The 11,898-nt window shown below is 61.1% G+C and carries 10 protein-coding genes; 6 read left to right on the top strand and 4 right to left on the bottom strand.

Going from position 1 to position 11,898, the window contains the following annotated elements:
- Positions 1-68: 68 nt before the first annotated feature.
- Positions 69-1,295 (bottom strand): amino acid deaminase/aldolase, encoded by a 1,227-nt coding sequence (locus ACV22W_RS05545; protein ID WP_448018251.1) that lies wholly within the window; start codon positions 1,293-1,295, stop codon positions 69-71.
- A gap of 430 nt (positions 1,296-1,725) precedes the next feature.
- Here ACV22W_RS05545 and plcR point away from each other — a divergent pair, with 430 nt between their 5' ends.
- The 4 genes from plcR (at position 1,726) to ACV22W_RS05565 (ending at position 4,944) form a co-directional block, all read left to right on the top strand.
- The gene (gene plcR, locus ACV22W_RS05550) at positions 1,726-2,442 is read left to right on the top strand and encodes a phospholipase C accessory protein PlcR (protein WP_448018252.1); all 717 of its coding nucleotides are present in this window, start codon (positions 1,726-1,728) and stop codon (positions 2,440-2,442) included.
- A 67-nt stretch (positions 2,443-2,509) separates the two neighbouring features.
- Entirely contained in the window at positions 2,510-3,886 is a 1,377-nt protein-coding gene (locus ACV22W_RS05555) for a pectin acetylesterase-family hydrolase (RefSeq protein WP_448018253.1), read from the top strand.
- A 159-nt stretch (positions 3,887-4,045) separates the two neighbouring features.
- Positions 4,046-4,474, top strand: coding sequence for an antitoxin Xre/MbcA/ParS toxin-binding domain-containing protein (locus ACV22W_RS05560; RefSeq protein ID WP_448018254.1), 429 nt, complete (start codon positions 4,046-4,048; stop codon positions 4,472-4,474).
- Positions 4,471-4,944, top strand: coding sequence for an RES family NAD+ phosphorylase (locus tag ACV22W_RS05565; RefSeq protein WP_448018255.1), 474 nt, complete (start codon positions 4,471-4,473; stop codon positions 4,942-4,944). Before ACV22W_RS05560 ends, ACV22W_RS05565 begins: the two co-directional genes overlap by 4 nt.
- Before the next feature lie 353 nt (positions 4,945-5,297).
- Here the strand turns inward: ACV22W_RS05565 and ACV22W_RS05570 are convergent, their stop codons facing one another.
- On the bottom strand, positions 5,298-6,416 hold the full coding sequence (locus tag ACV22W_RS05570; protein ID WP_448018433.1) for a trypsin-like serine peptidase: 1,119 nt from the start codon (positions 6,414-6,416) through the stop codon (positions 5,298-5,300).
- A gap of 836 nt (positions 6,417-7,252) precedes the next feature.
- Between ACV22W_RS05570 and ACV22W_RS05575 the strand changes: the two genes are divergently transcribed.
- Positions 7,253-7,663 carry a hypothetical protein gene (locus tag ACV22W_RS05575; RefSeq protein ID WP_448018256.1) on the top strand — a complete coding sequence of 137 codons (411 nt, stop codon included), beginning with the start codon at positions 7,253-7,255 and terminating at the stop codon, positions 7,661-7,663.
- Positions 7,660-8,028 carry a hypothetical protein gene (locus ACV22W_RS05580; RefSeq protein ID WP_448018257.1) on the top strand — a complete coding sequence of 123 codons (369 nt, stop codon included), beginning with the start codon at positions 7,660-7,662 and terminating at the stop codon, positions 8,026-8,028. Before ACV22W_RS05575 ends, ACV22W_RS05580 begins: the two co-directional genes overlap by 4 nt.
- Before the next feature lie 311 nt (positions 8,029-8,339).
- Here ACV22W_RS05580 and ACV22W_RS05585 read toward each other — a convergent pair whose 3' ends face one another.
- Both ACV22W_RS05585 and ACV22W_RS05590 read right to left on the bottom strand, forming a co-directional pair.
- The gene (locus ACV22W_RS05585) at positions 8,340-9,647 is read right to left on the bottom strand and encodes an Nramp family divalent metal transporter (RefSeq protein WP_448018434.1); all 1,308 of its coding nucleotides are present in this window, start codon (positions 9,645-9,647) and stop codon (positions 8,340-8,342) included.
- Positions 9,648-9,725: 78 nt separating this feature from the next.
- A complete protein-coding gene (locus ACV22W_RS05590) occupies positions 9,726-10,982 on the bottom strand; it encodes an oxalate decarboxylase family bicupin (protein WP_448018435.1) in 1,257 nt (418 codons plus the stop codon).
- Positions 10,983-11,898: the final 916 nt, after the last annotated feature.

Genomic DNA, 11,898 nt, shown 5'->3' on the forward strand with positions numbered 1-11,898 from the left:
GTCTCCGTGGTTGTCGTTTGAGTGGTTGGAATGGTTTGGATGATGTGAACGACGGGCCGCGCGGCCCGCTAGAAAAAGCTCTTGCCTTCGCCGCGATAGGTGAGCGCCTCACCGACCACGCGTCCGCCGCGGATCAGCAGCAGCGTGTTGAAGCGCTCGCAGAGTTCGCCGGCCTTCGCGTGGCGGAACAGGATCGGCTCGCCGATCGCCGGCGCGACGCCACGCGGCACGCGCACGGGTGTCTGCACCTCGCCCGCACCTTCTTTGCTGATCAGCGTGCAGCCGAGCGGCAGCCACGGCCGTGGCAGGCGGCTCTTGCCGGCCGGGCCGGACGCGATATAGCCGCCGCCCGAGCAGGTCACGATGCCCGGCTGCGGAATCCGCACGACCGGCAGCGCGAAGCCGGCGGCCGGTTGCGGATGAAACGCCGCGTAATGATCGAACAGCGCCGGCGCGTACAGGCCGGAGCCAGCTGCGAGTTCGGTGACCGACGCGTCGCCGAGCGTGCTCTCGAAGCTGCCGGTGCCGCCACCGTTCACGAAGCGCAGCGTGTGGCCGGCCGCGACGAGTGCCTGCGCGGTCGCGTGGCGGCGCGCATTGATCTCGCGCGCCGAGCACCGTTTCAGATGGCGCACCAGCGCGTTGCGCGCGCCGGCGCCCGGTTCGGTGTCCGCGACACCGGCGATCTGCCCTTCATAGCCCATCAACCCGTCGAGCCGGACGTGCTGCCGCTCGCCGATGCGGTTCGCGAGCGCGAGCGCGTCGGCCGCGTCGCGCACCGGTGAACGGTACATGCCGAAGTACAGGCCGGGATACGCGCACGACATGTCGAGATCGATCGCGACTGGGATCGTCACGCGTTTCTCGTATGCGATACGGTCGATCGCATCGACTTGCGCATCGTCGTCGACCATCAGCGTGATCGAGCGGCCTTGCCGGATTTGCGCGGCCACCGCGCGCAGGTCGTCGGGCTCAACGGTCGGATAAGCGACGACGATGTCGTCGAAGCCGCCCGCCGCGAGCCACGCGGCTTCCGCGGCCGAATAGCACAGCAGCCCGCGCATGAAAGGGCCGGCGGCCAGCACCGCGCCGATCAGCTCGCGCGAACGCACCGACTTCGTCGCGAGCCGGATCGGCAGCCCGCGCGCGCGGCGCTTCAGGTCAGCGAGATTGACGTCGAGGCAATCGAGATCGACGAAGGCGGCGGGAAGGCGGCGGCCCGCGAGTGCGTCGCGGTAGGTCGGATAGTCGTGGACGGCGGCGGTCGCTCGATGCGGTAGGTCGGCACGGCTCATGGAACGGGCTCAGGTGGGGCAGGGATGTGTCGCGCTGACTGCTCGGCGCGGGGTAGAAATCAGCATAGGGCTGGCCAAAATGCGGACCAAGCGCTCAGCGGGTCGTTCGACGGGTCCGATCCGGCCATCCGTATCGGCCACGCAGATGATGTGCCGTCGTGCGCCGTGCGGCTGGACTGCGGTTTGCTTGGTGTCGCAATGCGCATGGCGCGTGTCGGCCCGAACCGCCACCGGGCGGGCGTGGCGCGCGAGGTCACGCGTTCCGGCAGGCGGCAATGAAATGTGTTTCAAACGTTTTGACGGGTAGCGGCGATGCGCGCAGGTTTAGTGCTTGCGTTCTAGAGTCGCTTTTGACGGCGCACCGGATTCGACCTAGAACCTACTCGCGGATGCACCGGTGAAGAACGGCATGATGTGACGAGGAGGCGATGTGAATAAGAACAGGGCACTCTGGTGGTGCACAGGCGTGATCGTGGCGATTGGCGTGGCCGTCGCGATTTGGCGATATGAAGGGGCGACACGGGCCGATGCCGCGTCAGCCGGCACGCCGGGCGCGGCGGCGAGCATGCCGTCCGTCGCGACCGATACGTTCAGCACCGGCACTGGCGCCGCGACGCCGGGCCCCGAAGAGCGGCGGCTCGACGTCGACGCGTTGCGCCGCAGTCTCGCGGCGCGTCCTGACGCGGACGCGGAAGTGAAGCGCATCATCGGGTTCGCGCGCTTTCGCGACGCGGTCGCCGCGTACGGCGATCGCCGCAACAGCCTGCCGCAAGCCGAGCGCACCGCGCTCGCGCGCCGGATTCTCGACGAACTCCCCGACCATGTCGCGCGCAACGAGATCGTGCCCGTGCAGGCCGAAGCGCTCAGTGCGGCGCTGCTGACCGACACCGAAGCGGACCCCGCGGCGCGCGGTGCGGCGATCCGATCGATGCGTGCGCAATGGGATGCGTATGCGCAGCAGACGGTCGGCCCGTCGCCGGCGCAGGACCCGCGCTATCTCGCGTACGAGCAGCAGAGCCGCGACGTGATCCGACAGGTTCAAGCGAGCACCACCGATCCCGACCAGCAACAGACCGTCATCGCGCAGCGCCTGCAGGCGCTGCGCGTTCAGTTGTTCGACAGCGCTTCACCGTCCGGCGCGCACTGAAGCGCCGAATCCGCGACGCCGGGACGATGCCCGGCGGCCGCGTCATGCTCATCGACAAGGAGGGGAGATGTCACCAGCACCAAGCCTGCTGCGCGCCGCCGTCGCCACGCTGATCGGTTGCGCCGCACTGAACGGCCACGCGGCCGATATGACGATGCCGGACCCATCGATTCCGTATTATTCGTGGTACGAAGTGACGTTGCCGGAAAGCACCGGTGCATCGTGTGGCAACGGTACGCCGATGCGCTTCTACGTCAATCGCGCGCAGTCGGACAACCTGCTGTACATGATGGAGCCGGGCGGCGCGTGTTGGAACTATGGCACCTGCACGCAGACGTCGACCGGCTCCGAGGCCGGCCTCGGCGGCTTCAATCCGGACGGCATCCCACACAACTACATGAACGGCACAGCGAACGAGAGCCTGTTCTCGTCGTTCCTGTCGCCGCTGCTCACGCGCATGGATCTCGCGCACATCCTGGTCGGCGAACCGAAGGTCGAGACGCAGCAGTGGACACAGGTTTTCGTTCCCTATTGCACCGGAGATATCCATATGGGCAGCGCGGTGCGCAGCTATACGTCGCCGGCGGGCGACTGGCGCATCCAGCACTACAGCGGACTGAAGAATATCCAGGCCGTCGCGCAATGGCTGGCGTCGCACGGCTTCGGCAAGCCGAACCGGCTGCTGGTGTACGGGATGAGCGCCGGCGGCTACGGCACGCTTGCGAATTACGCGACGCTGCGCAACACGCTGCAGCCGCAGGCGCACAGCTCGCTGCTCGATGACGCCGGCACGGTGTTCAATACGCCGTTCGATGCGGATGCGGCCACGCATCCGTCGGTCGGCTTGTACGACAAGGTGCGCACCGAATGGGGAATGACGGGCCCCGACGGAATGATCACCGTGAACAGCCGGCTGACCAACCGCTTCGATCCCGGCAACATGGGTAGTGCGTATGCGGCGTTGTCCGCGACCTTTCCGCACGACCGATTCGGTTTCTCGAGCTACCAGCGCGACAAGATCATCGCCGCATATCACTATCGTGCGTTCGTGCCGGCCGTGATGGCGGCGCCCGACGATGCGACGAAGGATTCGCTGTCGCTCGCGATGTTTGCGAAGGAACTGAACGGGCTGAAACAGACGCTGAACCCGCTGCCGAACTTCGGCTACTTCATGCCGTGGGCGCGCAATGACTTTATCGCCAATCACCAGGTGACGGCGGTCAGCTTCACCGGGTCGGGGATCCACGAGACCGGCACCGACGCCGATATCAGCACGTTCGTCGACAACCTGCTGAACCAGCAGGACCCGGCCGATACGCCGGTGATGAAGGCGTTCCGCACGCAGCAGTGGTCGGACTTCACATTCTCGACGTTTCTCGCATGGATCGACAACGTGTTCAACCTGACGGGCGACGCGGGGCCGATCTCTGGGCACCGGGCGTAAAGCGATTCGCCTGAACGGGTGACCGAACGCCGTGTGGCATATCCGGTGCCGAACAGCTGTCCTATGATTGGGCCGCCGGGCACTGTTCAGGAGCGTCATGAGATTGGTATCATATGGTCTATAATCAGGTATCAATCGATACCTGGTTTGGGAGTCGCCATGTCACTCGTGACGCCGGAAGCTGTGGCTGCTGTCATGGAGCTTCACCCCTTGCCTCATACCCTCGCGGAATTGGAGGCCCGTGTGCGCGACGGTTTGCCGAAGTCCGCTCTTCGTGCGGGCGTCGAACATGCGACACAGGGTGCCGATGCCCGACGTGCACTGCTTGCTCGCATCGTTCCAGAAGCGACTTACAAGCGCCGTCGCGATCGGCTGACACAAGACGAGTCCGAAAAGACCGAACGCTTGGCGCGGATCGTTGCGACGACGACCTACGTCTGGAACGACGAAGAGGACGCGCGGGAATTCCTTTCGACGCCGCACCCGGAACTGGAGGGGCGGGCGCCGCTTGACGTCGCGCTGACCGAGCTCGGCGCGCGCCGTGTCGAAGAATTGCTCTGGAAATTGTTCTATGGGCTGCCGGCATGAAGTTGTTTCGCATAGCGGACACACGACATGCGGTCTGGAGCGGCACCGGCGCGATGCTGGTCGGTGGCCGCTTTAACAGTCCTGGCCGCCCGGTTATCTATGCGGCGCAGACCTTCGCGGGTGCGATGCTCGAGGTGCTCGTGCATGCCCGTATCGGCAAGATGCCCAAAACACATGGATGGGTCGAAGCAGCTGTGCCCGATGACGTTGTCGTCGAACGCCGTACGGCCGAAACGCTGCCAGCAGGATGGGGCGCAGCCGCACTGCAGGTGGCACGTCAGTTTGGTGACACGTGGCTGACGGAATCCCGCTCGGCGCTTCTTGTTGTTCCGTCGGTCGTGACCCGCGCGGAATTCAACGTGCTGGTCAACCCGGCGCATCCCGAGGCCGCGCGAATCGTCGTGGCTGACCCACAGCCGGTCGTGTGGGACGAGAGACTATTTCTGGCGCCTCATGTTAGACAGTCTTAGGACGCCCTGATGGAGCGCTGGTGTCCATGGGTGGCTCTGGTGTGACCGCGGACGCTTGGCGCCGGTGTCGGACGTGAAGTAATGGTGTTGCCGCGTGCTACAAGTTGCGCCGACCGGCTGTTAGGCACCATGATCGCGGCCGACAGGCCGTCAACAGCAATTCTCTTCGGATGCGTAGCCGCATGGCGTGACGGTGGCATGAGGTGACTCCGTGGAGGCCTCGGTGCTTCTTCACCACCGCCACACCGCAGCTTTGCGTCTGCCCTGGGATTCAGGGCATGAAATGGGCTGCATGCCCAGCAGTCGTTGGATGGCATGCACGCGCGTGCCGGCTAGCAATCAGCCTGACTTGGTCAGCACGCCGCTGGCGTATTGGTGCACACGGTATTGACAAGTGGCACGATATTCCCGCTTGTAAACGGAGAGGCACCTTGTTGCTTTACTGTCGTGTCGGTATACCCCCAACTCGTTACACCGACGACCGTGTTGCGTGCGGGTGCATTGCCAAAGCTCGTGCCATTCAGTGCCGGTGCCATGCCGAGATTGACGTGCCAGGGCCCGCCGCTTGAACCACCGGTCATCAACGAACCGATAATCGTATTGTTCGAGGATCCGGAAGCAACGAATCCTTGCGAGTCGTTGCGCTGCATGAGGCCGCCACCGTCCAGCGCAACCGGGTAGCCGAGCTGGTTGATCAAGACTGAACCGGATGAAGTAAAGCCATAGCCATTCCAACCGTAGCCGTACCAGCCCGTCCGGCTTCCTGCGTACGAGCCTGCTTGCGGGGTCAACACTATCACGGCGACATCGTCCTGGCACACGACACCTCTGACCGCGCATGGATCCGAGCCGTTGTAGTACGACGTCATGACCGTGGCGGACGCCGCGTTCCACACGCCATAGGGTGCGGTTCCATTGCTATAAGCGGGCGTAAATACCCAGTTCGAATAAAATTGCTGCTGGCCGAAATTCGCGACGCAATGGGCAGCCGTGACGACCACCCCTGGCTTGATGAGTGAGGCGGAGCACACATACGTTGCCGAGCCAATATTGAAGAACAATTTCCCGGCTGCACGGAACGGGTAATAATATTGCGTATTGTCACCGTATGCATCGACCCGGTTTGTCGTGAAAGGTTGATTCGATGTCCCGAACTCCTGCGGTGTGACGCCGGAGAGGCTCAAATCGTCCGGAGCAGCGAGCTGCACTGGTTGTCGTTTGCCATCACCCATTCCTCCGTGCTCAAAGCCAGGTTTTCCGGGGAAAGTCGGTGGCCCGGACAGCAGCAATTCGAGCAATGACGACGGTGCAACGCTCAACTGCGGCAATGGCATGGGGCGTGCGTTCTTGAAATCAATTGCTGCGAGCTGGACGTGCTGATCCGAAAGGACGAGTTGCGTCGTGCCTCCATGGGTATTGATTTGCTGAGCGGAAATGGTTGCGGAAACGAATGAAATTGATGTGGCTGCCATCAATTGTTTTGTAAATCGATACATATCTGCCTCCTGGAACTCAGGGCATATGATGATGCGTCCGTGGTTCGATCATTGATCAAACCTGAAGGTGGCGCTGAATATATGCGCAAAAAATTGACACATCGGGTGTATTTACCCAAGGGCTTGTGATACGTCCCTTTGTGTGCCTGATTGAATTCCGTGTTTCGAATTTTAATATTTTCAGGTCTTTATTTTGTTGGGTTATGAATATCGTCGTGGGGATTTGTGGCTGCCATGTTGTTTGATTTTATTTTAGGATGAGGTTTTGAGTGCTGGTGGATTTAAATATTTGATTGATTGGCTGGGTTCGATTGTTGGGTGACTGGTTGGATTTATTTTTCTGTATATGTGACGGATTATTTTAAGTTGTGAGCTTATGGGTGAGTCATGCTGATATTCTCATGGGTCGACGGATTGAGCGAGGCGGCGTTTGTTGAGCGCTGAAGGCGACGTCGCGCTTTTTCATCTCGCTTTCATGTGTGTGTCAGATTCGGCAGTAGATCGGAACTGGCAATGGTCTCTTATGAATTTGTGTTCTGGTTTTTATTGTTTTGAATCGAGATTATTGCCGGATCGGGCGTTGCCGGCGAGAAAATTGATGAAGCCCAAGCCGACTGTATCGTATTGCGTCGTAATTGTCGGCATTGTGATGGTCAGTGCGCTGATGGGGTTATGAGGGCTGCAGTTGCTCCAGAGTCGATAGAACGCATTCGAGCGTGCCAACGAACCTTCACGCAATCTCGGCCTGAAGAGCGAGCGCGACATCGAGCGCGGTTGCGCGCTGTGCGACTTGTCGTTGCAGACGGTCATCAATGGCTTACAACAACCCGACGTCATGGCGACCCCGCCAGCGCCTGTGCCGCGACGTGCTGTTCGACCACGCGATGACCGCCCGATTTCTCGGTGCGATGTTGGCACCCCGGAAGATCGCGCTTCGCTCGCCGATACTCGCGTCGGGCGGATCGTATGCTGTGATCGTCCTGATGGCGATCAACCGCGAGCATTTCCAAAACGTGTTCACCGGCCTGTCGCTGGGGCTGCACGGCTCGCTTTCGCTGATGGGCAAGGACGGCATCATGGTGATGCGCCAGCCGTACGAGGTACGGTCCGTCGGTCGCGATGCATGCCCATTTTTCCCGGCCGGGTTCGGCGTCCGCCAATGCGATCAGCGTAATCCGCATGCCGGATCACCTCCTGACGCGCATGCGCGAAGCCTGGCGTGAATGACGGCGAGATTCGCCTCTGCATGGTCAACGCGCGGACAGGTGACGCGGCCGGCCTCGGGCGCGAATTGCCCATCGGCGCGCAGGCCGTGTTCGACGACACGACCTACGCGCCGATCCGCGATAGATTTCGGCCGGCTCAGGCAAGCACAGGACGCGGCCGAGCAGGAGGCCGCGACGGTGGCGATCAATGCGCACGGCATCGACGCACGCTGCGCCGAACTGGACGAAATGCTCATGTAGATGAACAAGCACCTCCGAGCGAAGCCGAGGCGTTCTTGCCTATGGTGACGACTCCCAATTTGGCTTGTTTTCAGGCGTTTACGGCCGTCACTTTGTTCCGCAAGATGGATAAAGGCATTTGAAATAATGGCGCACAGACAACGATTGCAACTGTTTGCGATGCCGGCGTTGCCCGAAGCAACGCCGGCATCGCCTCCCGAACATCGCTGATTCATTGAACTGCATGCTTGGTTTGCTGGCTTCGGTGACGTTCGCATTCGATTCGAGTGACGGCCTTCTCTTCCTTGGCTGCCGCTGTCGTCTGCACCCGATTCGTTGAGGAGGGACGTTAGCCGCTCCAACAATGGAACCGGAAACCAGCCAACAATCTCGTGCCGCACTGGAAACTGAAGAAGCAAGTACGCGCGCAAGGCGATGCCGGCGAGCGGAGCGCTCAACTGAATGTCGCCCATATAAGATACACGTTCAGTGCGACGATCACGACCGTTGCCGCGCTAGCTATCACCCGCAGTGGCATGCGCATTGCATGCGTGCCCATCACGTCGCTGCGCGCTGACAGCATTAGCAGTGCAAACATCGGTATCGGCAGCACGAAACTCAGAACGACTTGGCTCAGGACCATCGCACGCGTGACGTCGCATCCCAGCGCGACCACGATGAACGCTGGCACAATCGTGACTGCGCGCCGCACCCACACCGGAATCCGGCGTCGAATGAAGCCCTGCATCACGACCTGCCCCGCCATCGTTCCCACGACTGAACTCGACACACCAGACGTCATCAGTGCGATGAGGAACAGTGCGCCTGCCGCGGGTCCGAGCACCGGAATCAGCGTGTAATACGCGTCGCTGATGTCGCTCATGCCAGGGGCGCTTCGGTGGAACGCCGCTGCTGCCATCATCACCATTGCGAGATTCACCGCACCCGCCAGGCCGAGCGCAACGACCACTTCGCGATTCGAGAAACGCACAAGCCGGCAGCGTTCGATGTCGTTACGCGACTCGGTGCGACCCTGTGTCAACCCCGAATGCAGGTACAGCGTGTGAGGCATGATCGTCGCGCCGATGATGCCGACTGCGATCGTCAGCGCCGCGTGGTCGGGAATCTGCGGTACGACGAGATGGAACGCCGCCGCGTGCCAGTTCTGCGGCGCAATTAACAGTTCGCCCAGATAGCACGCGCCAATCACGCCGACAAGCGTCGCGATGGCGGCCTCCAGCGCCCGGAATCCGCGCTTCTCCAGCGCGAGGATCGCGCAGGTCGCGAAAGCGGTTGCGACCATGCCCGCGAGCAGCGACAGACCGCACAGCAGCCCGAACGCGAGTGCGCCCCCAAGGAATTCGGCGAGGTCGGTCGCCATCGCGGCGACTTCCGACACGATCCACATTCCCCATACGATCGACACTGGAAAGTGTTGGCGGCTCAGTTCTGCCAGGTTGCGTCCGGTCACGATGCCGAGCTTGGCCGACATTGCTTGAAACAGCATTGCGATTGCGTTTGCGACGAGCACAACCCACAGCAACCGGTAGCCATACGCAGCGCCAGCCTGGATGTTGGTCGCGAAATTACCTGGATCCATGTAGCCGATCGACGCGATCACGGCAGGGCCGACGAACGGCAGTAGTGCGGCGACGCCAGTACGGCGCCCTTCCAGGGCCGCGCGCGCCGCGTGCGTGGTCCGTTCGGTGGACAGGCCCGGCAGTGTAAGATTGCCAATGGATTTGCTCGAAATAGGAAGCATGATTTCGGTCCGATCAAAGAAGGAAGTTGATGATGACGAAGACCGGCGGCCGGCGCGACGCATGCCGGCCGCACCAGTTCATACGGGAACGACGTCCGGGCGGTTGCGTGGAATCTGGGCGATCACGTCGGGGGCGAGATTCAGGTGTGCCTCGACAAGCTTCGGCGGCGTATGTGCAAGCCAGTCGGACAACGACACTTCCGCATAGCGCTCGGCCTTGAAGATCTCCAGGAATACGAGATCGGTGTTGCCCGTGTTCTGAACGTAATGTCCGAGGCTCTTCTTCACGTAGCCGACGTCACCCGCGCGGAAGTCGGCGGTCTGCGCCTTCGGCCCCGTATCGAACACCGTCATACGCGCTTCGCCCTGGATGTAGTATTGCCACTCGTCTGCGTTCGGGTGCCAGTGCAACTCGCGCATGCCGCCGGGATGCACGGTAACGAGCGCCGCGGAGATCGTTTTCGACACACTGAAGTTGGTGCTGTCCGCGATTCGCACTTCGCCGCCTCGCGTCTTTACGACGGGCTTCATGTCACCCAGAGAGAAGATGAACGGATGCGTCGGCTCGCCGCGCGACGATGCGGCAGCACGTTGCGCCTGCGCGAGCGGACCGGGATCGTCGCCCTGAAAAATCCACAGGTTGTCGAGCGGGACGTTCCGAAATGCCTCGGCCGGCACGCCGAAGTTGCGCGCGAGCACGTCGGGCGGCGTATGCGCGACCCAGTCGGTCAGTAGCAGTGTGTTGAATTCAGACGCTCGGCCATTATCGAACGCGAGCAGGAATTCTGCGCCGTCGCTGCCGAGTCCCTGCAGCGAATGCGGCAGGCCAGGCGGGAAATACCACAGGTCGCCCGTCTTCACGTCCTGCACCGATGACCGACCCTGTTCGTCGAGCACTGTGATCCGGCAACGCCCGTCGAGCATGAACGCCCATTCCGCCTGCTGATGCCAGTGCATCTCGCGAATACCACCGCGCGTCAGGCGCATGTTGACGCCTGAAATGGTTTCCGAGATCGCGAAATCGTCCTGTGTGACTTCGCGCGCCCAGCCACCATTCTGAATGCGCTTATGTGCATTATTGAATGACGCCCAGAATAACGGCATGCCGTCGATATCGGTCGCGGGTGGATCCTGAAACGACGGAAATTGATTGGCTATTGCCGGATTTTTCGGCCCTGGATCGGTCAGGCTCTGGCGATTGTGCGCATTTACCGAACCTTCCGGTGGACTATCAGGATTGCCAAACGAGGCAGCCTTCGCGGACACTGCAATGCCGGCAGCCGCAAGGGTGCTGACTGTATTCGCGAGCATCTTGCGTCGAGACAGATTTGTCATGTTTTCCTCATCATTTTTACAATCGATCAGATTTGAAGAACTGGGTAGCCGTTCACCTTCGTGTCGATAAGTGAATCTGGCTGGCCCGTGACGCAAGTTAAAAGCAAATTGATGAAAAAATTAAATGAATAATTAAGATGAATTTATGATTAAAATTTGTTTATTTTGAATTTGAAATAAATTCAGTTGACCGGCGGCGAGGCGGGCCTGAGAGTTTCTAGTCGCCATTGGGCAAATGAGCTTTTGTCTTGGAGACAGGGAGACCCTGATGAAGAAGCAATTTATCGCCGAGCCGGCCGTCCGGATCCAGGGCGGGGCCGAGGGCTGGGACGAGCCGGCGACGGACTCGGTGTACCCGCTAGTTTAAGTGGGAGGCTGTGTCCAGTGTTGCAGGAGGCTGCTCCAAAGGTCGAGACCTCAACCGGGAGAGGAGGTCTGCCTTGCGGCTGGATACCTCCCGGTGGAACTTGGGGTTGGCTTTGCTGCCGCCAGGCTACTGGGTTCCCCCCAGCGACTGAAGGAGCCGATAGCAGACACGCATTAGGTTGAGAGGCGAGGAAGGGTGAGGGCAACACGGTCCCTTGCCACGTGCCCGGGGGCATCGGCGAGGGGTTGCGGGAGCCGCTGAGGTGCACCGTGCCATTTGTATGTTTGTTCGAGGAGATGAGGCTTTACGCGGTTACGCAGGAAAGGGGCATCAAACATCCGTATCACGCAACAAGCGTGATTCGCGAGCCTATTATGAGACTAGAAACTATGGAATCCACGCCATGCAACAAGTCCTTGCCCCGGGCGAAATTCTGCCGCCGGCGTGACCCGAAGCGACTAGTCGATTTTCCGAACGCGACACTCTGTCCCGTTGGTTGGCATCAAATGCGGTTTGCGGGTATTGGCCAAGACTTTGTTCGCTTGATTA

This window comes from Burkholderia sp. AW49-1 (genome assembly GCF_053427845.1).

Coding starts and splice junctions, on each gene's coding strand:
- ACV22W_RS05545 (WP_448018251.1), bottom strand. CDS start 1,295: ATGAGCCGTGCCGACCTACCGCATCGAGCGACCGCCGCCGTCCACGAC.
- ACV22W_RS05555 (WP_448018253.1), top strand. CDS start 2,510: ATGTCACCAGCACCAAGCCTGCTGCGCGCCGCCGTCGCCACGCTGATC.
- ACV22W_RS05560 (WP_448018254.1), top strand. CDS start 4,046: ATGTCACTCGTGACGCCGGAAGCTGTGGCTGCTGTCATGGAGCTTCAC.
- ACV22W_RS05565 (WP_448018255.1), top strand. CDS start 4,471: ATGAAGTTGTTTCGCATAGCGGACACACGACATGCGGTCTGGAGCGGC.
- ACV22W_RS05570 (WP_448018433.1), bottom strand. CDS start 6,416: ATGGCAGCCACATCAATTTCATTCGTTTCCGCAACCATTTCCGCTCAG.
- ACV22W_RS05575 (WP_448018256.1), top strand. CDS start 7,253: ATGGCTTACAACAACCCGACGTCATGGCGACCCCGCCAGCGCCTGTGC.
- ACV22W_RS05585 (WP_448018434.1), bottom strand. CDS start 9,647: ATGCTTCCTATTTCGAGCAAATCCATTGGCAATCTTACACTGCCGGGC.
- ACV22W_RS05590 (WP_448018435.1), bottom strand. CDS start 10,982: ATGACAAATCTGTCTCGACGCAAGATGCTCGCGAATACAGTCAGCACC.